Genomic DNA, 21,411 nt, shown 5'->3' with positions numbered 1-21,411 from the left:
GACGATGCGGAGAGCGACCCGATCAGCCGATGTATGACGTGTGCAGCTGCTCGTTGATCGCCTGCCCACCCAGCACGATGGCACCCAGCGGTCCGGCGTTGCCGCCCAGCGCCGGCGGCACGACATAGGTTTCGGGATCGGCCACCTCGGGCAGCGCGATATAGCCGGCCAGACTGCGCGCCATCGCCGCGCGCACCTTATGGAAGAGGTGGTCGTTACCGACCATCACCCCGCCGCCCATCACGATCCGCCGCGGCACACCGGTCAGCACCAAAGTATGAAGCAGCTGCCCCAGTGCGTGCGCCACCAGGTCCCAGGCCGGATCTTCCGCGCCCAGATCGGGCCCCGCCGTGCCGGTCCGCGCCTGAATCGCCGGGCCGGCGGCCAGCCCCTCGCAGCAGGCACCGTGATACGGGCAGTTGCCGATCCACTCGTCGCCCGCGACACGGACGGGCCGGATATGGCCGAACTCCGAATGGGTCAGCCCGTCGACCGGTCGGCCTCCCGCGATCAGGCCGACACCGATCCCGGTGCCGACGGTCGCATAGGCGATATCGGCCAGGCCCTTCGCCGCGCCCCAGCGCGCCTCCGCGAGGGCGGCGCCCACCACATCGGTATGGAAACCGGTCGGCACCCGCGCATGGCGGCGCAGCCGCTCGGCGACGTTCTGGTTCGCCCAGCCCGGCTTGGGCGTGGAGGTGATGTGTCCGTAATCGCTCGAATGCCGGTCGATCGACACCGGCCCGAAACTGGCGATGCCGAGCCCGACGAAGCCGCTCCACCGGTCCAGCACCGCCTCGATCGCCTCCAGCGTCTCCTCGGGCCGGGTGGTCGGCAGCTGCACCCGATCCTCGATCGCGTCGGGTCCCCGCGCCAGGATGCAGATGCACTTCGTGCCGCCCAGTTCGATCCCCGCCACCAGCGGCGCGTCGTCGTTCATCAAGCTCTCTCCTGCCGGGCGGCCTTTCTGGCGCGCATCATGTCGCGGAACCGGGCGGCCCAGCCGTCGCGGTTCTCCTGCCGTCCGCGGGCCAGCGCCAGCGCATCGGCCGGCACGTCCGCCGTGACGATCGATCCGGCGCCGACGATCGCGCCCGCCCCGATCGCTACCGGCGCGACCAGCGCGCTGTTCGACCCGATGAAGGCGCCGGCGCCGATGCTGGTCCGGTATTTCAGGAAACCGTCATAGTTGCAGGTGATCGCGCCCGCGCCGATATTGGCGCCGGCACCGATGTCGGCATCGCCCAGATAGGTGAGATGGTTCGCCTTCGCGCCCTCGCCCAGCACCGCCTTCTTCATCTCGACGAAATTGCCGACCTTCGACCCGGCTTCCATCACCGCGCCGGGCCGCAATCGGGCATAGGGGCCGACCTCGGCCGCCCGGCCGACGGTCGCGCCCTCCAGATGGCTGAATGCGTGGATCGTGGCGCCGTCGGCGACGGTCACGCCCGGTCCGAAGACGACGTTCTGCGCCACCGTCACGTCGCGGCCCAATACCGTGTCGTGCGCGAACCACACCGTCTCCGGCGCCAGCAGCGTCACGCCGGCCGCCATCGCCTCCTCGCGGCGGCGGCGCTGCCAGCCCGCCTCGACCGTCGCCAGCTCGCCCCGGCTGTTGACGCCTGCCACCTCGTCCGCCGTCGTCTCGATCACCGCGGATCGGCGACCGTCGGCGGCGGCGAGCATCACGATGTCGGGCAGGTAATATTCGCCCGCGGCATTGTCGTTCCCGACCCGCGCCAGCAGCGCCCACAGGTCGGCCGCGCGCACCGCCATCAGTCCCGAATTGCACAGCGTCTCCTGCCGCTCGGCATCGCTGGCGTCCTTGAACTCGACCATGCGCGCGATTCGCCCGTCGGCATCGGCGATGACCCGGCCATAGGCACCCGGATCGGCCGGCCTGAAGCCCAGCACCACCGCCGCGGGCGCATCGTCGCCGTGCAGCCGCTCGACCATCCGCCGCATCGTACCGGCCGCGACCAGCGGGACGTCGCCGTACAGGACCAGCACGTCGCCCACGAACCCGGCCAACGCCGCCTCCGCCTGACGCACGGCATGGCCCGTGCCCAGCTGATCCGCCTGCAGCGCAACATCCACGCCCTGCCCGCCAACTGCCGCCTCCACCTGCTCGCGGCCGGCACCGGTCACCACCACGATCCGCTCGGGAGACAGGGCGCGGACCGCGGCGATCAGGTGCAGCAGCATCGGCCGGCCGGCGACGGGATGCAGCACCTTGTGCAGGTCGGACTTCATCCGCGTCCCCTTGCCCGCCGCAAGGATCACCGCCGCGAGGGGCGCGATAGGGGGCGAGGCGGGCGCGGCGGGGGCGATCGGGTCGTTCATGGAACGCGCGGGTTGGCACGAATGCCTTGCCAACGCCATAGCCCTGCTGGCACCGCGCACCCCATGACGGACTTTCGCGCCAGCGCCCGCTTCCCCTTCGCCATCGTCGGCTTCGACATGGACGGAACCCTGCTCGACACCAGCGGCGATCTCGCCGCGGCGGTGAACCATGCGCTCGCCGCCGCCGGTCGCCCAACCTTGCCGGTCGACCGCATCAAGCCGATGATCGGCGGCGGTGCGCGCCACATGCTGGCGCAGGGCATGGCGCAGACGGGCGGATGCACCGACGCGGAGCTCGATCGGCTGCACCGCGTCCTCCTCGATTTCTACGAGGCGAACATGACCGTGCTCACCGCCCCCTACCCCCATGTGCTCGACGCGCTGGACGATCTGGCGGCGCGCGGCGTCCGGGTGGCGGTGGTGACGAACAAGCTGGAACGCTATGCCTCGCAGGTACTCGACGCCCTTGGTCTCACCGCGCGGTTCGCCTGCCTGATCGGCGGCGACACGATGGGTCCGGGCCGCGGCAAGCCCGCGCCCGACCCGATCGTCGAGATGATCGCCCGCTGCGGCGGCGGGCGCGCCGCGTTCGTTGGCGACTCTGTGTATGACGTGCGGGCGGCGAAGGCGGCGGGCATACCCGTCGTGGCGTGCAGCTTCGGCTTCCTCGACCGTCCCGCCGCCGAGCTCGGCGCCGATGCGGTGATCGACGGCTTCGACGAACTGGTGCCGACGCTGGAACGGCTGGGCTGATCGTCGTGGGTACGCCCGTTCCCGCGCTTGCCCTGGCGGCGGTCACCGCGCTCGCGGTGTTCCTGGTCACCGGCGTCTGGGAAGGATTCGCGGTGGCGCTGGTCGGCACGGTGGCGGCGGTGCTGCTGGGTCGCCGTCGAGAGGTGGTCGTCGACGTTGCGCCGCCCCCCGTGCCTGCTGCCCCGTCGCTGGCGGACATGCTCGACGGGGTGGCCGATCCCGTGCTCCTCGTCTCCAACGGCCGCGTGTCGATCGCCAACGCCGCCGCCCGTGCCGTGCTGGGCGCCCATGTCATCGGCGAGGATGCCCGCGTCGCCATCCGCCACCCCGCCGCGGCGCAGGCACTCGCCGCCGCCGATGGCCACCCGGTCGAACTGATGGGCATCGGCAGTCGCGATCGCCGCTGGGAGATGCGCGTCAAGGCGATCGCCGGCGACCTTTCCGTCGTCAATCTCGTCGACCGCACGCAGCATGCCGCCGCCGAGCGGATGCGGGTCGATTTCGTCGCCAATGCCAGCCACGAACTGCGCACCCCGCTGGCATCGATCATGGGCTATATCGAGACGCTGGGGGAGGATGCGGGCGAGGAGCCTGCACTGCGCGCCCGCTTCCTGAAGATCATGATGGACGAGGCCCGGCGCATGCAGCGGCTGGTCGAGGATCTGCTCTCGCTGTCGCGGATCGAGGCGGACAAGTACCGGCTGCCCGACCGGCTGGTCGATCTCGGCGTCCTGCTGGACGAGGTCTGCGCCGAGCTGCGCAGTTCCGGCCGGGAGCGGGCGGCAGATCTGATCTGCGCCGAGTTCGACGAGCTGCCGCCGATCGCAGGCGACCGGGCGCAACTGTCGCAGCTGTTCCACAACCTGATCGGCAACGCAATGAAGTACGGCCGCGCCGGCACCCCGGTGACGGTGACGCTGAAGACGGGGCCGGCCGGCCTGGTCATGGCCGTCGCCGACGAGGGAGAGGGGATCGCGCCCGAGCACCTGCCCCGCCTGACGGAGCGGTTCTACCGGGTAGACGCCGGGCGCAGCCGGTCGCTGGGCGGCACCGGCCTCGGCCTCGCGATCGTCAAGCACATCGCGGAGCGCCACCGCGGGCGGCTGGAGATCGCGAGCAAGGTCGGTGTCGGCACAACGGTGACGGTGACCCTGCCCGGCGCGCCGCCCGAGGCGCCTGTCATCAAAGCGTAACCGCCCGGTCACATAGGCTCGGGCGAACGGAGGCACTCGCCGCCGCGACAGGGAACCCGATGCGCCGTCACCTCCTCTCCGGCCTGTTGCTGCTGGCGCCTGCGGGCGCGTGCCTGCTGGGCGGCTGCCGGGATCAGGCGAACGGCGGCGGGGCGGGTGCGCGCGACCAGATCAGCGTCGTCGGATCGTCGACGGTCTACCCATTCACGACGATGATCGCCGAGCAGCTGGTCGCCGCCGATCCCGACGCCGCCGCCCCCGTGATCGAATCGACCGGGACGGGCGCCGGCATGAAGCTGTTCTGCGCAGGGATCGGCGCCGCGCACCCCGACATCGAGGACGCGTCGCGCCGGATGAAGGCCAGCGAGTACATGGACTGCGCGGCGAACGGCGTCAGGGACATCATGGAGGTGCAGGTCGGCATCGACGGCATCGCCTTCGCAGAGGCGAAGAACGGTCCGAAGATGGTGCTGACGCCTGCCCAACTCTATCTCGCGCTCGCCGCCGCGCCGGGTGGCAAGCCGAACGCACGCCGCACCTGGCGCGATGTCGACACGTCGCTGCCGGCGATCCCAATCCAGGTCTATGGTCCCCCCGCCACCAGCGGCACCCGCGACGCGCTGGCGGAATTGATCCTGACCAAGGGGTGCGAGGCGTCGAACCCCGCCGCCAGGCCGCTCGCCAAGTCGGATCCCGATGCGCACAAGGCGCTCTGCACCCGCGTGCGCGAGGACGGCGCGTATGTCGACGCCGGCGAGAACGACAACCTGATCGTCCAGAAGCTGCAATCCAATCCGAACGCCATCGGCGTCTTCGGCTACAGCTATCTCGACGAGAATGCCAACGCGGTGAACGGGGTGCCGATCAGTGGCGTCGCGCCCACCTATGCGGCGATCGCCGACGGTCGCTATCCGGGCTCCCGCCCCCTCTACATCTACGTGAAGAAGGCGCATCTGGCCGCGATCCCCAACCTGCGCACCTTCCTGACGCTCTATGCCGCCAGCTGGGGCCCGGACGGCCCCCTCGTGAAGCGCGGGTTGATCGCCGCTCCCGACGACGTGCGCGCCCGCGCGGCGCAGGTGATCGCGGGCGATGTCACCCTCGATCCGGCGGTACTGAAATGAGCGCCGTCGCCCTCCTCCTCGTCGTGGTCGGTCTGGCGCTGATCGGCTGGCTGGTCGCGCGTGCCCGCGCCGCCGCCTTCCGCGACGGGACGCAGCGGTTCAGCTCGCTGCCGGGCCATCACGGGTGGTACGTGGCGCTGTGGACGCTGGTCCCGCCGCTGATCTTCCTCGCCATCTGGTCGGCCGTCTCGCCGGCGATGGTGACGGAGGCGGTGCTGGCCACGCCGGCCGCGGCGCAGCTGCCGCCGCCCGGCTTCGATCGCGCGTCGATCCTGTCGGAGGCGCGCGCCCTGGCGTCGGGTCGCGCGTACGGCGCGTTCAACGATCTCGCGCAACGGCTGACGCCGGCCTATGCCGCCGCGCAGAACCGCTACGACTGGATCGCCACCGGGCTGGCGCTGCTCCTCGCCTTTGCGGGCGGCGCCTTCGCCTTCACGCGCGTACGGCCCGGCTTCGCCGCGCGGACGCGGGTGGAGCGGATCGTCATGGGGCTGCTGCTCTCCGCGTCGCTCATCGCGATCCTCACCACGATCGGCATCGTCGCCTCGCTGCTGTACGAGGCCGGGCGCTTCTTCTCGGTCGTGCCGGTCACCGACTTCCTGTTCGGCACCCACTGGTCGCCGCAGGTGATCGACGCGCGTGATCCCGGTGCCAATCTGGGCGCAGTGCCGCTGTTCTGGGGCACCTTCTTCATCGGTGCGATCATCGCCATGGCGGTGGCGATCCCGTTCGGCCTGATGAGCGCGGTGTACCTGACGCAATATGCCGCGCCCCGTACCCGGCGCTGGATGAAGCCGATCCTGGAGGTGCTCGCCGGCGTCCCGACCGTCGTCTACGGCTATTTCGCCGCGCTGACCGTCGCACCCGCGGTCCGCGACCTCGCCGTGTGGCTGGGGATCAGCTGGGCCTCGTCCGAAAGCGCGCTCGCCGCCGGGCTGGTGATGGGCGTCATGATCATCCCCTTCGTCTCGTCGATGGCCGACGACAGCCTCGCCGCCGTTCCCAGCGCGATGCGCGACGGCAGCCTGGCCATGGGTGCGACCTCGTCGGAGACGATCCGCCGCGTCATGCTGCCTGCCGCCCTGCCCGGCGTCGTCGGCGGCGTGCTCCTCGCGGTCAGCCGTGCGATCGGCGAGACGATGATCGTCGTCATGGCCGCGTCGGGCGTGGCCACGCTCACCGCCAACCCGTTCGCCTCGGCGACCACCGTCACCCGCCAGATCGTCGACCTGCTGACCGGGGAGGCCGAATTCGACAGTCCGAAGACGCTCGCTGCCTTCGCCCTCGGGTTGACGCTCTTCGTCGTCACCCTGCTCCTCAACATCGTCGCGCTCACCGTCGTGAAGCGCTATCGGGAGGCTTATGAGTAGCTCGCTCGTCGCCCCGCTGCCGACGGCCGGCACCGCGCACGACCCTGCTCCGCGGGCGCCGACCGACTGGACTACCCGGTCGATGCAGCGCCGCATCCGCCGCCGCTACGCTGCCGAGCGCCGCTTTCGCCTGATGGGGCTGGCGGCGGTGGTGATGTCGGCCGGCTTCCTCGCCTTCCTGCTCGTCTCGATGCTGATCCAGGGCATCGGCGGGTTCACCGAGACGCGCATCGCGGTGCCGGTCGATCTCGCCGCCGCCCGCCTGCCGGTCACGCCGCAGCAGCTGGACGGCCGCCGCGCCGACCTTGCGCTCGCCGGCGCCGGGCTGGAGGGTACGGTCGGTGCCGCCGCGGCGGCGGCCTATGGCGATCCCTCCCTCCTGTCCGCCGGCGCGTGGATCCGCGTCCGCGACGCGATCAAGCGCGATCCGTCGCTCCTGTCGCGGCGGTCGACGTTCGATCTGCCCGCCGCCAGCGCGATCGACATCGCCAACAAGGGCGACGGCACCGCCGCGGCGGAGGCGACGGTGACGAAATTGCGCGCCGCGGGCGTCCTCTCGCGCGGGCTGAACCGCAACTTCTTCTCGGGCGCCGATGCCACCGATCCCACCCGTGTCGGAATCTGGGGCGCGTTCAAGGGATCGCTGCTGACGATGCTCGTCACGCTGCTGCTCGCCTTCCCGATCGGTGTGTTGGCCGCCCTCTATCTCGAGGAATATGCCCCGCGGAACCGCTGGACCGACCTGATCGAGGTATCGATCAACAATCTGGCGGCAGTCCCCTCGATCATCTTCGGCCTGCTCGGCCTCGCCGTCTTCCTCGGCACCTTCGGGCTGCCGCGCTCGGCGCCGATCGTCGGGGGGCTGACGCTCGCGCTGATGACCATGCCGGTGATCGTCATCGCCGGGCGCAACGCGATCAAGGCGGTTCCACCCTCGATCCGCGACGCGGCGCTGGGCGTCGGTGCCTCTCCCATCCAGGTGGTCTTCCACCACGTCCTGCCGCTTGCCCTGCCCGGGATCCTGACGGGCACGATCATCGGCATGGCGCGCGCGCTGGGCGAGACGGCGCCGCTCCTGATGATCGGCATGCGCGCCTTCATCGCCGCGCCGCCGTCCGGCATCGCCAGCCCCGCCACCGCGCTGCCGGTCCAGATATTCCTCTGGTCCGATCAGGTCGATCGCGGCTTCGTCGAGAAGACCTCGACGGCGATCATCGTCCTGCTGGTATTCCTGCTGGCGATGAACGGCATCGCCATCTACCTCCGCAACCGCTTCGAGACCCGCTGGTGATGACCAAGATGACCGCCCGGAACGTGCACGTACACTACGGGGCCAAACAGGCGATCGACGACGTGTCGATCGATATCGAGCAGGACAAGGTCGTCGCCTTCATCGGGCCGTCCGGCTGCGGCAAGAGCACCTTCCTGCGTACGCTGAACCGGATGAACGACACCGTCGCCTCTGCCCGGGTCACCGGCGACATCCGGCTCGACGGGCAGGACATCTACGCGCCGGAAATGGATGTGGTGCAGCTGCGCGCGCGTGTCGGCATGGTGTTCCAGAAGCCCAATCCGTTTCCGAAGTCGATCTACGAGAACGTCGCCTACGGTCCCCGCATCCACGGGCTCGCCGCGGGCAAGACCGATCTCGATCATGTGGTCGAGCGATCGCTGACCCGCGCCGGCCTGTGGAACGAGGTAAAGGATCGCCTGTCGGACAGCGGCACCGCGCTGTCGGGTGGACAGCAGCAGCGGCTCTGCATCGCACGCGCCATCGCCGTCGATCCGGAGGTGATCCTGATGGACGAGCCGTGCAGCGCGCTCGACCCGATCGCCACCGCGAAGATCGAGGAGCTCATCCACGAACTCCGCGGCCGCTACGCCATCGCCATCGTCACCCACAACATGCAGCAGGCGGCGCGCGTCAGCCAGAAAACCGCCTTCTTCCATCTGGGTACGCTGGTCGAATACGGCGCCACGTCGGATATCTTCACCAATCCGCGCCAGGAACGGACGAAGGATTACATCACCGGCCGGTACGGCTGAGTGGGGGTTATATGAACGAGCATACCGTCAAGGCGTTCGACACCGATATCGGCCAGCTCCGCGGCCTGATCAGCGAGATGGGCGGCCTTGCCGAGGACGCCATCGCGAAGGCGATGCAGGCGCTCCAGCGCAGCGACCTCGAACTCGCTGCCGAGGTGCGTGCCGGCGACCGCAAGATCGACGAACTCGAGGCGGAGGTAGAGCGCCTCGCCGTCCGCATCATCGCGCTGCGGGCGCCGCTCGCGATCGACCTGCGCGAGGTGGTGGCGGCGATGAAGATCGCCGGCGTCGTCGAGCGGATCGCCGACTATGCCAAGAACATCGCCAAGCGGGTGCCCCTGATCGAGAGCGAGCACCGGATCGAGCCCGTGTCGATCCTGCCTGCGATGGGCCGCATGGCGGCCGAGATGGTGAGGAGCGCGCTCGACGCCTTCGCCGCGCGCGATGCCGACAGCGCGGCGCGCGTCTGGCACAGCGACCCGCCGCTCGACGACTTCTACGATTCGATCTTCCGCACCCTCGTTACCTTCATGGTCGAGAATCCGGCGACGATCAGCCAGGTCGCCCACCTGCTGTTCATCGCGAAGAACCTGGAGCGGATCGGCGACCATGCGACCAACGTCGCCGAGATGGTCTATTTCGCGGCGACCGGCGAACACCTCGCCGATCGCGAGCGCGGCGGTGGGGAGCGGGACTGATGGCACGCGTGACGATGCTGCTGGTGGAGGACGATGCCGCCCTCGCCGAACTGCTGACCTTTCACTTCCGCCGCGAGGATTTCGAGGTCGTCCACACCGCCGATGGCGAGGAGGCCCTCCTGTTGGCGCGCGAGCGGACCCCCGACATCGTCCTGCTCGACTGGATGATCGAGGGCGTGATCTCCGGGCTGGAGGTGTGTCGCCGCCTGCGCCGCGCGCCCGAGACGCAGAACGTGCCGATCATCATGCTGACCGCGCGCGGCGAGGAGGAGGACCGGGTCCGCGGGCTGGAAACCGGCGCGGACGATTACGTGACCAAGCCGTTCTCCCCGCGCGAGCTGGTCGCCCGCGTCGGCGCGGTGCTGCGCCGCGTCCGCCCCGCGCTGGCAGGCGAGGCACTGATCTATTCCGACATCGAGATGGATACGGTCGGCCACAAGGTGAAGCGCGGTGGCGACACGGTCGCGCTCGGGCCTACCGAATTCCGCCTGCTGAAGCACTTTCTCGAACATCCCGGCCATGTCTTCTCGCGCGAACGACTGCTCGACAGTGTCTGGGGCCATGACAGCGACATCGAAAGCCGGACCGTCGACGTCCACATCCGCCGCTTGCGCAAGGCGATCAATGTCGGGGGCAGGTCGGATATTATCCGGACCGTCCGTTCTGCCGGCTATGCCCTTGATGCAGAAGGTTGATTCATGATCGTTACTGCACCGACCGTTGCGTGAAGGACACATTGGCGAAGTGGGGCGTTGGGCCGCGGCGTGACGAATAGAATCGCGCACGAAATAATTCTCGAGGAGATCCTCAATGAAATTCGCCCTTCTCGCCGCTACTGCCCTGCTCGCGGCGCCCGTCTTCGCTCAGGACACGACCAGCACCACCGCAGCCCCGACGACCGCGACCGGTACGGCGCAGCCGCCTGAGGCCACCACGGCGCCCGACGCGTCGCAGCCCGCTTCGGACGCGACGACTGCCGCTCCCCCGCCCGCTGCCGACCCTGCTGCACCGATGACGACGGATACGGCACCGGCCGCACCGGCGACCGGCGGCGCGTCGCCCGGCGGCATGACCACCGGCGACCCGGTCGGCGGTTATCAGCCCAGCACGACCGGCCCGGCGCCCGCGCCCGGCGGCGGACCGGTGACGGTGCAGCCCTCGGCCAGCCCGGCGCAGGCGTTCCCGGCCCCCGCGCCGCTCGCCAGCTACCCGATCTGCAAGAAGGGCCAGTACGACAAGTGCCGCCAGCGCGGCGGCAAGTAAGTACCGGTCGTCCGCCGGTCGCACCTATGCGACCGGCGCCAGTATGGGGCGCTCCAGCAGATGGAGCGCCCTTTTTTGTATCTCGCAGGTTCCGGCCCGGTGATGGCTGGACGACACGGCTTCTTTCGATAGTCTGACGTGTCAGGCACCCGGGGGGCGAACGGCATGTACAGCGAAGGCGATATCGATGGTGCGGTCGGCGCGGGCGTATTGAGCCCGTCGGCGGCCGATGCGTTCCGCCGGCATGTCGCGGCGATGCGCGCGACCCCCGCCGTCGACGAGGAGCATTTCAGGCTGCTCACCGGGTTCAACGACATCTTCGTCTCGATCGCCATCGTCCTGCTGCTCGTCGCCGTCGGACAGATCGGGGCAACGCTGGCCGCGCCGCTGGCCGCCGCGCTGGTCGCCGCCGTTGCATGGGGTCTGGCGACGTTCTTCACCGCCCGCCGACGCATGGCGTTGCCCAGCATCATCCTGCTCGCGGCGTTTGTCGGCGGGGTCGGCATGGCCGTCGCACTGGGTCTCGGCAGCGTCGTCGCGACGGAGTCGGACCGGGGTCAGGCGCTCGTGGCCGCTGGCGGTGCCCTGGCCGCCGCTGCCGCTGCGTGGCTTCACTGGCGTTCGTTCATGGTGCCGATCACGATCGCCGCCGGGGCCGCCGCCGTGGTCACGCTCGTCTTCGCGATCGTCCTCGCCGCCTTTCCCGCCCATCCCGCGCTTGGCTGGCCGTTGCTGCTCGTCAGCGGACTGGCCGTGTTCGCGCTGGCGATGCGCTGGGATTTCAGCGACCGGGAGCGGCGCACCCGCCGCGCCGACGTCGCCTTCTGGCTGCATCTCACCGCCGCACCGATGATCGCGCATCCCGTGTTCCAGATGCTCGGCATCTTCGGCGACCGGATCGGCGTCGGCACCGCGATCCTCGTTCTGATCCTCTACGGCATGTTCGCCTTCGTGGCGCTGGCGATCGATCGCCGCGCGCTGCTGGTGTCCAGCCTGATCTACGTCCTCTACGCGATGTTCTCTTTGTTCCGGACGGCGGGGGCGGTCGAGCTGTCCGCCGCCTTCACAGCACTGGCGATCGGCTCGGCGCTGCTGACGCTGTCCGCCTTCTGGCATCCGATCCGCAAGCGCGTGGTCGGGCTGCTCGGCCCATCCGGTGCGCGCCTGCCACCGGTGCAGGACGTCGGCGTCGCGCCTAGTCCTCGACCAGCTTGAGCAGGCGGCGCTCGACCGGCGCCAGTACCGGGCCTAGTTCATGGCCCCGCTTCAGCACCGCCCCCGCCTCGCCGACCAGCGCCCACATGCCCTGCCGCTGGCGCAGTGCCGGCCGCTTCTCGATCCGCACCTCCGGCCGCTCGGTCGCCCGGCGGAACGCGGAGAAGACCGCCGCCTCGCGACCCAGTTCGATCGCATAGTCGCGCCAATGGCCCGCCGCGACCATCCGGCCGTACAGGTCCAGGATCCGCGTCAGCTCGGCCCGGTCGAAACCGACCTGGGTCGCGCGACGATCCGGAAAGGGGAGGATACCCATGGATGCGGGCGTCAGGCGCGGTCGCGCGCGGCCTCGCCGGCGTCCGCCTTCTGCTCGGCCAGCAGCGCGTCCAGCCGCTTGCGCAGCTGGTCGACCTCGCAGCGGAGCAGCTCGGTCTTCTGCGTCACCGGATCGAACGTCTCCGAACATTTGGTCCCATAGGGCAGGAAATCGGGCTTCGGCGCCGCCCCGCCCTCGACCATCGTCGGCCGGGCCGGGATGCCGACCATCACGGCCCCGTCCGCCACGTCGCGGGTCACCACCGCATTGGCACCGATCCGCGCGCCGCGACCGACGACGATCGGGCCCAGCACCTGCGCGCCCGATCCGATGATCGCCCCGTCCAGCAGCGTCGGATGCCGCTTGCCCCCGACGCCGTTGTCGGGACTGGTCCCGCCCAGCGTGACGCACTGATAGATCGTCACGTCGTCGCCGATCACCGCCGTCTCCCCGATGACGACGAAACCATGGTCGATGAAGAACCGTCGCCCGATCGTCGCGCCCGGATGGATGTCGATCGCGGTCCAGGCGCGCGTCCAGTGGTTGACGATCCGCGCCAGCAGGAACAGGCGGGCGCGGAACAGCCGGTGGGCCACCCGGTGACCGCCCAGCGCCCAGACACCCGGATAGGTCATCACCTCGGCCCGGCTCCGCGGCGCGGGATCGCGTGCACGGATCGAATCCAGATAGGCGGCAAGGCGGCTCGGCATAGAAAATTTCCCTGGCGCGTTCCCGTCGCGCCGTCTCGCATCTAGGGTCAGCTCCGGCGACCGGCAATGGCCGCGCTGCAGCGGCACTAAAGCCTATCTTTCTTGTGGAGTTTGGCCGGGCAGGTCATTCGTCAGGGTGAAAGGAACGTCATGCCCGATCTATCCAGCCTCGATCTCGCGCAGGTCATCCCCTTTATCCTGATCGGGTTCGCGGCGCAGGTGGTCGACGGGGCGCTCGGCATGGCGTTCGGCGTCATCTCGAACACCGCCCTCCTGTGGATCGGCGTGCCCCCCGCCGCCGCCTCGGCCGGCGTGCACACGGTCGAGACCTTCACGACCGCGGTGTCGGGGATCAGCCATGTCGCCCACCGCAACGTCAACTGGCGGCTGTTCTTCCGGATCATGATCCCCGGCGTGATCGGCGGCATCCTGGGCGCCTATGTCCTGTCCAACATCGATGCCGCGGTCGCCAAGCCGTTCATCCTCGCCTATCTGTCGGCGATCGGCGTCTACCTGCTGTGGCGCGGCCTGCACTATCCCCCTACCCAGCGCGAGCCGAAGGTGGTCGAGCCGCTGGGCCTCGCCGGCGGTTTCCTCGATGCGGCGGGCGGCGGCGGCTGGGGACCGGTGGTGACGTCGAACCTGCTGGTCCAGGGCGCCTCGCCGCGGACGACGATCGGCTCAGTCAACACCGCCGAGTTCTTCGTCACGGCGACAATCTCGGTCACCTTCCTGACCCAGCTCGGCTGGGCGGCCTTCACGATGGCGACGGTCGGCCTGCTGATCGGCGGCGTCGTCGCGGCGCCGTTCGGGGCGATGCTGGCCAAGCGCGTGCCGGCCAGGACGCTGATGCTGATGGTCGGCGTCGTGCTGGTCGTCACCAGCCTGTTCGGCCTGTGGCGCGCGCTGCACGGGTAAGCTAACGGCAGCCGATGGCCGCCACCTACCTGCCGACGCTCAAGCAGCTCCAGTACCTCGTGGCCCTGCGCGACCACGGCCATTTCGGCCGTGCCGCAGAGGCCTGCTTCGTCACCCAGTCGACGCTGTCCGCGGGCCTGCGCGATCTGGAAAGCCTGATCGGCGTCGTGCTGGTCGAGCGGACGCGCCGCGTAGTCCGCTTCACCCCGCTGGGCGATCGCATCGTCGCCAAGGCGCGCAAGGTCTTGCGCGAGGCGGAGGAGCTGGGCGACATGGCCCGCGCCGCCGGCCGGCCGCTGACGGGCGAGATGCGGATGAGCGTCATCCCCACCATCGCGCCCTTCATGTTGCCCCGGATCCTGCCCCGCCTGCGCGCCGACTATCCCGAACTGCGCCTGTTCCTGCGCGAGGAATCGAGCGCCCAGGCGTGCGAGGGGCTGCATGCCGGCCGCACCGACTGCGTCCTCCTCGCCCTGCCCTTCGCGTGCGGCGAGGTCGCTTCGGCACCGCTGTTCGACGATCGCCTGTTCGTCGCCTTCCAGACCCGCGGCAACGAGCCCGCACCCGCGACGATCGACGCCGATGCGATCGATGCCGCCAGCCTGCTCCTCCTCGAGGATGGGCATTGTCTGAAGGATCACACGCTCGCCGCCTGCAACCGTCCCGAACTTCGTGCCGAGGCGACGATGCTGGGCACCTCGCTCCACACCATCGTCCAGATGGTCGACAACGGCCTGGGCGTGACCGTGCTGCCCGAAATGGCGTTGAAGGCGGGCATTCTCGACCATACCAGCATCACGGCGCGCCCACTTGCCGCCGACAACGCCGTGCGCAACGTCGCCCTGGTCTGGCGTCGCGCGTCGCCGCGCGAGAGCGACTTTCGCCTGCTCGCGGGCGTCCTGGCGGAGATCAATTGACCGTATAGCGCGCCCGATTGACCGGAATCGGGGAACGATCCGCGCCTTCGCGCGTGGAATATGGCGCATTCAACAGCCGGAGTGACTCGATGCGTTCGACCGCCACCTTCCTGACCCCCGCCCTGCTTGCCGCGACGATCCTGGCCGGCCCGGCGTCCGCTCAGACCACCGCCGCGCCCGCCACGGCCCCCACCACCACGACGGCGCCCGCGACGACCCAGCCCGGTACGGCGCCGGCGACCACCGCCAAGCCGCAGACCGCCGCCCCGGCCGCAGGCGCCGCGGCTGCGCCCGCCGCGACGACCACGATCGCCGCCGCCATCGCCGCCTCGCCCGATCACAAGACGCTCCTGCGTCTGGTCCAGGCCGCCAAGCTCGAAGCGACGCTGGCCGGGCCGGGACCGTACACGGTCTTCGCGCCGAAGGATTCGGCGTTCGCGCTGCTGCCCGCCGGCACGCTCGATACGCTGCTCGCCCCCGCGAACGTCGCCAGCCTGACGACGATCCTGAAGAACCATGTCGTGGCAGGCGCCATGACCTCGGACCAGATCCGCGCCGCGATCACCGCCGGCGGTGGCAAGGCCACCCTCACCACCCTGTCCGGTCAGGCGATCACCGCCTCGCTGGAGGGTCAGGCGATCCTGCTCACCGACGCGGTCGGCAACAAGAGCTATATCGACAAGCCCGACCTGAAGCAGACCAACGGCGTGATCCACTCCACCAACGGGATCAGCCTGCCGAAGCTTGGTTGATGACCGGGGAGGGGCGGCACTGCGGGCCGCCTCTCCTGCCCGTCACTCTTCCGATCTGACGAACGTCACCCTGCCAGCCACCGCCGCGCGGCCGCATCGTCCGTCTCGCGTGCCTCTACCCACGCCGCCTCGCCACCGCGTACTTCGCGTTTCCAGAACGGCGCGTCGGTCTTCAACCGGTCGATCAGGAACGCACAGGCCTCTAGCGCCGCACCACGATGTGCCGCCGCCGCCACGACGAAGACGATGCGCTCGCCCGGTCGCATCGGCCCCACCCGGTGGACGATCGTGGCGCCCGCCAGCGACCAGCGCCGCATCGCCTCGTCGCACAGCGACCGCAACGCCGCCTCGGTCGCACCGGGGTAATGCTCCAGCTCCAGCATCTCGACATCGCCGCCGGCGCCGGCGTCGGCGCGCACCAGCCCGGTGAACGTCGCCACCGCGCCGACCCCCGCCGCCTCCGTCAGCGCCAGTTCCGCCGCCGCGTCGATCGGTGCGCGGTCGACGACGACGCGGATCGTGCCTCCCGCGGTCATCCGCCCGTCACCGGGGGAAAGATCGCCACCTCGCGGGCCTCGCCCAGCGGCGCATCCAGCGGCACGAACGCCTGGTCCACCGCGGCACGCAGCCGGCCTCGCTCGCCCAGGGCAAGCGCATGCCCGGCACTGCGTGTTATAAGCCAGTCGATCAGGGCCGACACCGTGTTCACGTCCGCCGGCGGGTCGACCAGCTCCTCACCGGTCCCGATCCGCTCGCGCACCCACGCGAAATACAACACCCGTATCGCCATCGCTCAGTCCATATGCTTCAGGCCGACGCGCAGGTAATCCCAGCCGGTGATCACCGTCAGCACCGCCGCACCCCACAGGCTGGCCAGCCCCACCGCCTTGATCCACTCGGCCGCGGGCAACGCCCCGCCCAGGATCAGCGCGCCCAGCGACACCAGTTGCAGCGTCGTCTTCCACTTGGCCAGCTTCGACACCGGCATCGATACGTGCAGCGGCGCCAGGAACTCGCGCAGGCCCGATACCGCGATCTCGCGCAGCAGGATGACCAGCGCGGCGATCAGGTGCGGGCCGGCGATGTCGCGCGTCCCCACCAGCATCAGGATGACGGCCGCGACCATGATCTTGTCCGCGATCGGATCCAGGAACACGCCCAGCCGCGACACCGCGCCGTTCGAACGGGCAAGGTACCCGTCGAAATAATCGGTGATCCCCATCAGGCAGTACAGCGCGAACGCAATGCCGTATCCCGCGGCCCAGCCCGGCCACCACAGCAGCCCGACGAGCAGCGGCAGCGCGACGATCCGCGACAGGGTCAACAGGTTGGGCAGGGTCAGCATGACCGCACCTCCCTATCCGCCTAATCGTCCAGCGGGAACCCCGGCGCGGACGGGCCGGCGCGCAAAGCGTTTGCAGGCCGGCGCGACTGGTCTACAAGCGCGGCCAGTTTACCGCATCAAGGCCGCGTCATGATCAATGCGTTGGGGCTGCTGAAGCGGCGTCGCTTCCTGCCCCTCTTCGTCACCCAGTTCCTCGGTGCCTTCAACGACAACCTGTTCAAGACGTCGATGGTGTTGTTCGCGACCTACGCCATCTTCAACGATGCCGCGAAGGAAGCCAATTTCAACGCACTGGCGACGGGTATCGGCATCCTGCCCTTCTTCCTGCTCTCTGCGCTGGCCGGCCAGCTCGCCGACACGACCGACAAGGCGCGGATCATCCGCATCGTCAAGGCGGCGGAGATCGCGATCATGGTCGTCGGGGCCAGCGGCCTGCTGCTCGCGCGTGAGGGGTATATTAACGCCGGGCTGGTGATGATGCTGGGCGCGGTCCTGCTGCTCGGCATCCACTCGACCTTCTTCGGCCCGATCAAATACGCGATCCTGCCGCAGCATCTGGCCCCGTGCGACGTTCTGGGCGGGACCGGGCTGGTGGAGGCCGGTACCTATCTCGCGATCCTCGCCGGCACGGTGGTCGCCGGCTGGATCCCGATCGAGGGGGCAGCCGCCACCGTGCTCGCCATCGCGGTGATCGGCTGGCTGGTCGGGCGCCAGGTGCCGCCGGCGCCGCGTGAGGGACCGCCGCTCAAGCTCAACTACAATCCCTTCACCGCCTCGTGGCGACTGATCGCGGCGACGATGCACATCCCGCGGCTGTTCCTGGCGATCTGCGCGATCAGCTTCTTCTGGACGATCGGCTCGGTCCTCATCATCGTCTTCCCGCCGCTGGTGAAGAACGTGCTGACCGCGGACGAGCGGGTGGCGAGCGGCGTCATCGCCGTCTTCTCGGTCGGCGTCGCGATCGGCTCGGTCATCATCAACACCATGCTGAAGGGGCGGATCTCGGCCCGCTACGCCCCCGCCTCGGTGATCGGCATGGGCGGCTTCGTCGTGCTGTTCTCGCTCATCGCCCGCAACTGGCAGCCCGCACCGGCGGGACAGCTGCTCGGCTGGTCGGCCTTCATGGCCCATCCGGGCGCGCTCGCCGTACTGGCGACGCTGCTCGCCATCGCGGTGACCGGCGGCATGTTCGTCGTGCCGCTCTATGCCTTCCTGACCACGACGGTGGAAAAGGATCAGACCGCGCGCACCGTCGCCGCCAACAACGTCGTCAACGCCGGCGCGATGACGATCGGCGCGATCGCGGTCTTGTTCATCAGCGGGCTGGGCGTCACGCCGGAGGACATGCTGTTCCTGGTGGCGGGCATGTGCCTGATCTCGGCGTGGATCGCCCGGCGCCTCCACCGCGTCTGCGACCGCGAGGATGCCTGCCTCGCCTGCGGCGACTGAGCACGCGGCGGCCGGGCCGGCCGCCCGGCGGGTTCAGAAGATGAAGCTGTAGAAGCAGACGAAGAACGCCGCGAAGCTCAGCGCGAACAGCTTCAGGTCCTGATCGTCCTCGCGGACCGGCGCCAGCGGCTTCACCGGTGGCAGGGCGCGGCGGAGCGGGTGGCGGGCGGCCTCGTTGGTCAAAACCAGGCGTCGGGTAAGGCTGCTCGTCGTCATGCTGCTGTTAACGACTCATTTAGGATTTTTAGCCATCACACAGGATGGTTAAGGCCTGTGTCGATCCGGGACGCCACGTAACGGGACGGTCCGACGATCGCCAGGCGGCGGCAATCGCCCGTGCCGCGGACGCCGTTCCATTCCATCGAAGCGATAAAGGGTCGCGCCGCCCCGGACACGACAATGCCGCCCCGCGGGAGTTCGTGCGGAGCGGCATCGCGACGGCCCCTCGCGCAAGAGACCGTGGGCCTCGGTCGCCGTCCCCAAACCCCCGTTCGGCGGCGACGCGCTCTGGCCGACTCGAAAGCTACGCCCGCCGATCGTTCGCCGCCATCCCGATGTGAGTCCCGATCTGGATCAGACCCGCGTCGCCAGCAGCGCCGCGATCGCCTCACACCCCGATGCGTCGGCCTCGTCGAACCACGCGGGCAACGGGCTGTCCAGGTCGATCACCGCCACCACGGCGCCATCGCGGACGATCGGCACCACCAGTTCCGACCGGCTCGCCGCGTCGCAGGCGATATGGCCCGGAAACGCGTGCACGTCGGCCACGATCTGCGTCGTCGCCGTCGCCGCCGCGGTGCCGCACACGCCCTTGCCCAGCGGAATGCGGATACACGCCGCCTTGCCCTGGAACGGCCCCAGCACCAGCTCGCCATCGACCATGCGATAGAATCCGGCCCAGTTCAGGCCGGGCAGATACTGCCACAGCAACGCCGCCGCATTCGCCATGTTCGCGGTCGCGTCCCTTTCGTCGCCGGTCAGCGCGTCGAGCGCGGACAGCATGTCGCGGTACAGCTCCGCCTTCGAACCGTTGGCCACGTCGAACTCGTACATCGATCCACTCTCTATTCTGTCCGGGGCGCCGAGATGGGCATCACTCCCGCACTTTGCCACGTCCGGCCTTCACCGAACTCCGCTTCACCTTGGCATCCACCCGTCGGGTCTGCGATGCCTTAGTCGGGCGGGTCGGGCGCCGCTTCTTGGGCACGATCGTCGCTTCCTTGATCAGGGCGACCAGCCGCTCGCGCACCTCCTGCCGGTTCAGCAGCTGGCTGCGCGCGCCCTCGCTGCGCAGCACCAGCACCCCATCGCGCGTCATCCGCGATCCCGCCAGCACCGCCAGCCGCTCCTTCACCAGCTCGGGCAGGCCGGGCGATCGCGCCACGTCGAACCGCAGCAGCACCGCGCTGTCGGTGGTGTTGACGTGCTGCCCGCCCGGCCCGCCGGCGCGCGTGAACGATTCGTCCAGCTCGTCGCTGTCGATCGCGATCGACCGGGTGATGGGGATCGCGACCATCGCCGTCGCCTCAGCGCCAGTCGCCGAACCGCTCCGGCAGCGGTGCCTCCGCCCGGATCGGCTCCTTGCCCGGCCGCGGCACCACCAGCTCGGCGGCATGGAGCATCATGCCCTCCTTCGCCGCGCGGCCATAGACCGGATCGCCCACCACTGGCGCCCCCAGACCGCTGGCGGCATGGACGCGGATCTGGTGCGTCCGCCCGGTCGCGGGCCGGAACTCGACCAGCGTCCGCCCCTCGCGCGTCCCGATCGCCCGCCACGCCGTCCGCGCCTTCTTGCCGGCGGGGTCGGGTACGATCCGCCATCCCGCCTCTGCGGTGCTCGTCTTGCCCAGCGGCAGGTCGATCTCCCCCTCGCCGCTCACCACGCCGTCCAGCACCGCCAGATACCGCTTCTCGACCGTTCCGCCCTCGAACGCCTGCTGGAACCGCGCCTGCGCCTTCGGGTTGCGCGCCAGCAGCAGGCAGCCGCTGGTATCCCGGTCCAGCCGGTGCACCGCGCTCGGCCAGCGCTGGAAGCCGAAGCGCAGCGAATCGAGATGGTTCTCCAGGCTGATCGACCCGTCGCGGGGCGGATCGACCGGCAGCCCGGCGGGCTTGTCGATCACCAGGGCCTCGCCATCGAGGAACAATACGCGGTCACCATGCATGTCGGGCTCCTTGCCACCACGCACGCCCGCATGCCAGAGGCGGCGGTGCGATGCTCGCTCTCCTCCTTGCCCAGATGATCGCGCCCGCCGGCGGCGATGGCCGCGTCCTCGGCCATTTCCCGTACGGCGACGTCGCGCCCGGCGACCTGGTCGACGCGCCCGTCGGCTTCTCCCTCCACGCCTGCCGCATCCGGCGCGACGTGTATCCGGATCTCCAGCGCCTGATCGCCGCCGCCGCGGCCGATCCGGCGACCGGCGGCATCATCCGCGGCCTGTCGTGCCACCGCTCGATCCCGCGGCAGGGCGGCGTCTTCGCCAGCGGTGGTCAGGGTGATGCGGCGGAGCGGGCCATCTCGGTCGCGCCGCCGGGCCATAGCGAGCATACCACCGGCTATGCGATCGACTTCGCCGTCCGGCCTTCGCCCGGATGTCCGGATGCGGAGGCGTGCATGGCCGCGCTGCCCGCCGCCCGCTGGCTGATCGCCAACGCGCCGCGCTTCGGGTTCGAACTCAGCTTTCCGCCCGGCAACCGGCAGCAGGTGAAGTGGGAGCCGTGGCACTGGCGCTGGGTCGGCACCTCCGCCGATGCGCTGGGGGCCGCTCGATCGCGCTTCATCTTCGCCAAAGCGCGGGCGGCCTTTCCCGCCGAGCCCGCGATCTACCCGCCGCTCCGCATCGTGCTGACCGCACAGCCGCAGCCGCCGTTCCAGCTGACGGCGCCCGACCTGAAGAAGAAGCGCCGGCGGCGGTAGCGGCCATCCCCGTCCACCGTCGCACGTCATCCTACGAAATCCGGGACGACGACAGACGAGAGGCACCCGGCCCCTCGCCCGC

At 69.9% G+C, this 21,411-nt stretch carries 26 protein-coding genes; 15 read left to right on the top strand and 11 right to left on the bottom strand.

All coding sequences use genetic code 11. From position 1 onward, the window contains the following. Positions 1-22 precede the first annotated feature (22 nt). Together ABC319_RS00960 and glmU are read right to left on the bottom strand one after the other, a co-directional pair. Positions 23-940 carry an ROK family protein gene (locus tag ABC319_RS00960; protein WP_413068435.1) on the bottom strand — a complete coding sequence of 306 codons (918 nt, stop codon included), beginning with the start codon at positions 938-940 and terminating at the stop codon, positions 23-25. After that, on the bottom strand, positions 940-2,343 hold the full coding sequence (gene glmU / locus ABC319_RS00955) for a bifunctional UDP-N-acetylglucosamine diphosphorylase/glucosamine-1-phosphate N-acetyltransferase GlmU (RefSeq protein WP_413068434.1): 1,404 nt from the start codon (positions 2,341-2,343) through the stop codon (positions 940-942). Before glmU ends, ABC319_RS00960 begins: the two co-directional genes overlap by 1 nt. A 63-nt stretch (positions 2,344-2,406) precedes the next feature. Between glmU and ABC319_RS00950 the strand changes: the two genes are divergently transcribed. The 10 genes from ABC319_RS00950 to ABC319_RS00905 all read left to right on the top strand — a co-directional run bounded on the left by ABC319_RS00950 (position 2,407) and on the right by ABC319_RS00905 (position 12,005). Continuing rightward, positions 2,407-3,096, top strand: coding sequence for an HAD-IA family hydrolase (locus ABC319_RS00950; protein WP_413068433.1), 690 nt, complete (start codon positions 2,407-2,409; stop codon positions 3,094-3,096). A gap of 5 nt (positions 3,097-3,101) precedes the next feature. Further along, positions 3,102-4,289, top strand: coding sequence for an ATP-binding protein (locus ABC319_RS00945; RefSeq protein WP_413068432.1), 1,188 nt, complete (start codon positions 3,102-3,104; stop codon positions 4,287-4,289). Between the two features lie 59 nt (positions 4,290-4,348). Further along, positions 4,349-5,413: a substrate-binding domain-containing protein gene (locus ABC319_RS00940; RefSeq protein WP_413068431.1), complete on the top strand. Its 1,065-nt coding sequence runs from the start codon at positions 4,349-4,351 to the stop codon at positions 5,411-5,413. Continuing rightward, a complete protein-coding gene (gene pstC / locus ABC319_RS00935) occupies positions 5,410-6,783 on the top strand; it encodes a phosphate ABC transporter permease subunit PstC (protein WP_413068430.1) in 1,374 nt (457 codons plus the stop codon). Before ABC319_RS00940 ends, pstC begins: the two co-directional genes overlap by 4 nt. Beyond that, positions 6,776-8,074: a phosphate ABC transporter permease PstA gene (gene pstA, locus ABC319_RS00930; protein WP_413068429.1), complete on the top strand. Its 1,299-nt coding sequence runs from the start codon at positions 6,776-6,778 to the stop codon at positions 8,072-8,074. Before pstC ends, pstA begins: the two co-directional genes overlap by 8 nt. Then, complete coding sequence (pstB, locus tag ABC319_RS00925; RefSeq protein ID WP_413068428.1) at positions 8,074-8,829, top strand: phosphate ABC transporter ATP-binding protein PstB; 756 nt, start codon at positions 8,074-8,076, stop codon at positions 8,827-8,829. Before pstA ends, pstB begins: the two co-directional genes overlap by 1 nt. 11 nt (positions 8,830-8,840) lie before the next feature. Then, complete coding sequence (gene phoU / locus ABC319_RS00920; protein ID WP_413068427.1) at positions 8,841-9,527, top strand: phosphate signaling complex protein PhoU; 687 nt, start codon at positions 8,841-8,843, stop codon at positions 9,525-9,527. Beyond that, complete coding sequence (gene phoB, locus ABC319_RS00915; protein WP_413068426.1) at positions 9,527-10,222, top strand: phosphate regulon transcriptional regulator PhoB; 696 nt, start codon at positions 9,527-9,529, stop codon at positions 10,220-10,222. Before phoU ends, phoB begins: the two co-directional genes overlap by 1 nt. 115 nt (positions 10,223-10,337) lie before the next feature. Beyond that, the gene (locus ABC319_RS00910) at positions 10,338-10,790 is read left to right on the top strand and encodes a hypothetical protein (RefSeq protein ID WP_413068425.1); all 453 of its coding nucleotides are present in this window, start codon (positions 10,338-10,340) and stop codon (positions 10,788-10,790) included. A 165-nt stretch (positions 10,791-10,955) separates the two neighbouring features. After that, the gene (locus tag ABC319_RS00905) at positions 10,956-12,005 is read left to right on the top strand and encodes a hypothetical protein (protein ID WP_413068424.1); all 1,050 of its coding nucleotides are present in this window, start codon (positions 10,956-10,958) and stop codon (positions 12,003-12,005) included. Here the strand turns inward: ABC319_RS00905 and ABC319_RS00900 are convergent. Together ABC319_RS00900 and epsC are read right to left on the bottom strand one after the other, a co-directional pair. Next, positions 11,986-12,321 (bottom strand): DUF2794 domain-containing protein, encoded by a 336-nt coding sequence (locus ABC319_RS00900; protein ID WP_413068423.1) that lies wholly within the window; start codon positions 12,319-12,321, stop codon positions 11,986-11,988. The genes ABC319_RS00905 and ABC319_RS00900 overlap by 20 nt on opposite strands. A gap of 11 nt (positions 12,322-12,332) precedes the next feature. Next, positions 12,333-13,031 carry a serine O-acetyltransferase EpsC gene (gene epsC / locus ABC319_RS00895; protein WP_413068422.1) on the bottom strand — a complete coding sequence of 233 codons (699 nt, stop codon included), beginning with the start codon at positions 13,029-13,031 and terminating at the stop codon, positions 12,333-12,335. Positions 13,032-13,181: 150 nt separating this feature from the next. On the opposite strand from epsC, the gene ABC319_RS00890 reads away from it, so the two are divergent. From ABC319_RS00890 to ABC319_RS00880, 3 genes are all read left to right on the top strand, one after another. Continuing rightward, positions 13,182-13,949 carry a sulfite exporter TauE/SafE family protein gene (locus ABC319_RS00890; RefSeq protein ID WP_413068421.1) on the top strand — a complete coding sequence of 256 codons (768 nt, stop codon included), beginning with the start codon at positions 13,182-13,184 and terminating at the stop codon, positions 13,947-13,949. 14 nt (positions 13,950-13,963) lie between these two features. After that, the gene (locus ABC319_RS00885) at positions 13,964-14,866 is read left to right on the top strand and encodes a hydrogen peroxide-inducible genes activator (RefSeq protein WP_413068420.1); all 903 of its coding nucleotides are present in this window, start codon (positions 13,964-13,966) and stop codon (positions 14,864-14,866) included. An 89-nt stretch (positions 14,867-14,955) separates the two neighbouring features. After that, on the top strand, positions 14,956-15,618 hold the full coding sequence (locus ABC319_RS00880; RefSeq protein ID WP_413068419.1) for a fasciclin domain-containing protein: 663 nt from the start codon (positions 14,956-14,958) through the stop codon (positions 15,616-15,618). Positions 15,619-15,683: 65 nt separating this feature from the next. Here the strand turns inward: ABC319_RS00880 and ABC319_RS00875 are convergent, their stop codons facing one another. From ABC319_RS00875 to pgsA, 3 genes are read right to left on the bottom strand one after another with little or no spacing between them, the layout of a single operon-like run. Beyond that, complete coding sequence (locus ABC319_RS00875) at positions 15,684-16,154, bottom strand: molybdenum cofactor biosynthesis protein MoaE (RefSeq protein ID WP_413068418.1); 471 nt, start codon at positions 16,152-16,154, stop codon at positions 15,684-15,686. Next, positions 16,151-16,408, bottom strand: coding sequence for a molybdopterin converting factor subunit 1 (gene moaD, locus ABC319_RS00870; RefSeq protein WP_413068417.1), 258 nt, complete (start codon positions 16,406-16,408; stop codon positions 16,151-16,153). Before moaD ends, ABC319_RS00875 begins: the two co-directional genes overlap by 4 nt. Positions 16,409-16,411: 3 nt before the next feature. Beyond that, entirely contained in the window at positions 16,412-16,963 is a 552-nt protein-coding gene (gene pgsA / locus ABC319_RS00865; RefSeq protein WP_413068416.1) for a CDP-diacylglycerol--glycerol-3-phosphate 3-phosphatidyltransferase, read from the bottom strand. 129 nt (positions 16,964-17,092) lie between these two features. Here pgsA and ABC319_RS00860 point away from each other — a divergent pair, with 129 nt between their 5' ends. Beyond that, on the top strand, positions 17,093-18,412 hold the full coding sequence (locus tag ABC319_RS00860; protein WP_413068415.1) for an MFS transporter: 1,320 nt from the start codon (positions 17,093-17,095) through the stop codon (positions 18,410-18,412). A gap of 33 nt (positions 18,413-18,445) precedes the next feature. Here the strand turns inward: ABC319_RS00860 and ABC319_RS00855 are convergent, their stop codons facing one another. The 4 genes from ABC319_RS00855 to ABC319_RS00840 form a co-directional block, all read right to left on the bottom strand. Further along, positions 18,446-18,628 carry a hypothetical protein gene (locus ABC319_RS00855; protein ID WP_413068414.1) on the bottom strand — a complete coding sequence of 61 codons (183 nt, stop codon included), beginning with the start codon at positions 18,626-18,628 and terminating at the stop codon, positions 18,446-18,448. Between the two features lie 357 nt (positions 18,629-18,985). After that, complete coding sequence (locus tag ABC319_RS00850) at positions 18,986-19,465, bottom strand: GAF domain-containing protein (protein WP_413068413.1); 480 nt, start codon at positions 19,463-19,465, stop codon at positions 18,986-18,988. 40 nt (positions 19,466-19,505) lie between these two features. Next, positions 19,506-19,928 (bottom strand): alternative ribosome rescue aminoacyl-tRNA hydrolase ArfB, encoded by a 423-nt coding sequence (arfB, locus tag ABC319_RS00845; protein ID WP_413068412.1) that lies wholly within the window; start codon positions 19,926-19,928, stop codon positions 19,506-19,508. 10 nt (positions 19,929-19,938) lie between these two features. Continuing rightward, positions 19,939-20,577 (bottom strand): RluA family pseudouridine synthase, encoded by a 639-nt coding sequence (locus tag ABC319_RS00840; RefSeq protein WP_413068411.1) that lies wholly within the window; start codon positions 20,575-20,577, stop codon positions 19,939-19,941. A 50-nt stretch (positions 20,578-20,627) separates the two neighbouring features. Between ABC319_RS00840 and ABC319_RS00835 the strand changes: the two genes are divergently transcribed. Beyond that, positions 20,628-21,329 carry a M15 family metallopeptidase gene (locus tag ABC319_RS00835; RefSeq protein ID WP_413068410.1) on the top strand — a complete coding sequence of 234 codons (702 nt, stop codon included), beginning with the start codon at positions 20,628-20,630 and terminating at the stop codon, positions 21,327-21,329. Positions 21,330-21,411: the final 82 nt, after the last annotated feature.

It is taken from the genome of Sphingomonas phoenicis (assembly GCF_047238005.1).
Taxonomy (GTDB): domain Bacteria; phylum Pseudomonadota; class Alphaproteobacteria; order Sphingomonadales; family Sphingomonadaceae; genus Sphingomonas.
This window is presented reverse-complemented; position numbering and strand designations above follow the sequence as displayed.

Coding starts and splice junctions, on each gene's coding strand:
- ABC319_RS00960 (WP_413068435.1), bottom strand. CDS start 940: ATGAACGACGACGCGCCGCTGGTGGCGGGGATCGAACTGGGCGGCACG.
- glmU (WP_413068434.1), bottom strand. CDS start 2,343: ATGAACGACCCGATCGCCCCCGCCGCGCCCGCCTCGCCCCCTATCGCG.
- ABC319_RS00950 (WP_413068433.1), top strand. CDS start 2,407: ATGACGGACTTTCGCGCCAGCGCCCGCTTCCCCTTCGCCATCGTCGGC.
- ABC319_RS00940 (WP_413068431.1), top strand. CDS start 4,349: ATGCGCCGTCACCTCCTCTCCGGCCTGTTGCTGCTGGCGCCTGCGGGC.
- pstC (WP_413068430.1), top strand. CDS start 5,410: ATGAGCGCCGTCGCCCTCCTCCTCGTCGTGGTCGGTCTGGCGCTGATC.
- pstA (WP_413068429.1), top strand. CDS start 6,776: ATGAGTAGCTCGCTCGTCGCCCCGCTGCCGACGGCCGGCACCGCGCAC.
- pstB (WP_413068428.1), top strand. CDS start 8,074: ATGACCAAGATGACCGCCCGGAACGTGCACGTACACTACGGGGCCAAA.
- phoU (WP_413068427.1), top strand. CDS start 8,841: ATGAACGAGCATACCGTCAAGGCGTTCGACACCGATATCGGCCAGCTC.
- phoB (WP_413068426.1), top strand. CDS start 9,527: ATGGCACGCGTGACGATGCTGCTGGTGGAGGACGATGCCGCCCTCGCC.
- ABC319_RS00910 (WP_413068425.1), top strand. CDS start 10,338: ATGAAATTCGCCCTTCTCGCCGCTACTGCCCTGCTCGCGGCGCCCGTC.
- ABC319_RS00905 (WP_413068424.1), top strand. CDS start 10,956: ATGTACAGCGAAGGCGATATCGATGGTGCGGTCGGCGCGGGCGTATTG.
- ABC319_RS00900 (WP_413068423.1), bottom strand. CDS start 12,321: ATGGGTATCCTCCCCTTTCCGGATCGTCGCGCGACCCAGGTCGGTTTC.
- epsC (WP_413068422.1), bottom strand. CDS start 13,031: ATGCCGAGCCGCCTTGCCGCCTATCTGGATTCGATCCGTGCACGCGAT.
- ABC319_RS00890 (WP_413068421.1), top strand. CDS start 13,182: ATGCCCGATCTATCCAGCCTCGATCTCGCGCAGGTCATCCCCTTTATC.
- ABC319_RS00885 (WP_413068420.1), top strand. CDS start 13,964: ATGGCCGCCACCTACCTGCCGACGCTCAAGCAGCTCCAGTACCTCGTG.
- ABC319_RS00880 (WP_413068419.1), top strand. CDS start 14,956: ATGCGTTCGACCGCCACCTTCCTGACCCCCGCCCTGCTTGCCGCGACG.
- ABC319_RS00875 (WP_413068418.1), bottom strand. CDS start 16,154: ATGACCGCGGGAGGCACGATCCGCGTCGTCGTCGACCGCGCACCGATC.
- moaD (WP_413068417.1), bottom strand. CDS start 16,408: ATGGCGATACGGGTGTTGTATTTCGCGTGGGTGCGCGAGCGGATCGGG.
- pgsA (WP_413068416.1), bottom strand. CDS start 16,963: ATGCTGACCCTGCCCAACCTGTTGACCCTGTCGCGGATCGTCGCGCTG.
- ABC319_RS00860 (WP_413068415.1), top strand. CDS start 17,093: ATGATCAATGCGTTGGGGCTGCTGAAGCGGCGTCGCTTCCTGCCCCTC.
- ABC319_RS00855 (WP_413068414.1), bottom strand. CDS start 18,628: ATGACGACGAGCAGCCTTACCCGACGCCTGGTTTTGACCAACGAGGCC.
- ABC319_RS00850 (WP_413068413.1), bottom strand. CDS start 19,465: ATGTACGAGTTCGACGTGGCCAACGGTTCGAAGGCGGAGCTGTACCGC.
- arfB (WP_413068412.1), bottom strand. CDS start 19,928: ATGGTCGCGATCCCCATCACCCGGTCGATCGCGATCGACAGCGACGAG.
- ABC319_RS00840 (WP_413068411.1), bottom strand. CDS start 20,577: ATGCATGGTGACCGCGTATTGTTCCTCGATGGCGAGGCCCTGGTGATC.
- ABC319_RS00835 (WP_413068410.1), top strand. CDS start 20,628: ATGCTCGCTCTCCTCCTTGCCCAGATGATCGCGCCCGCCGGCGGCGAT.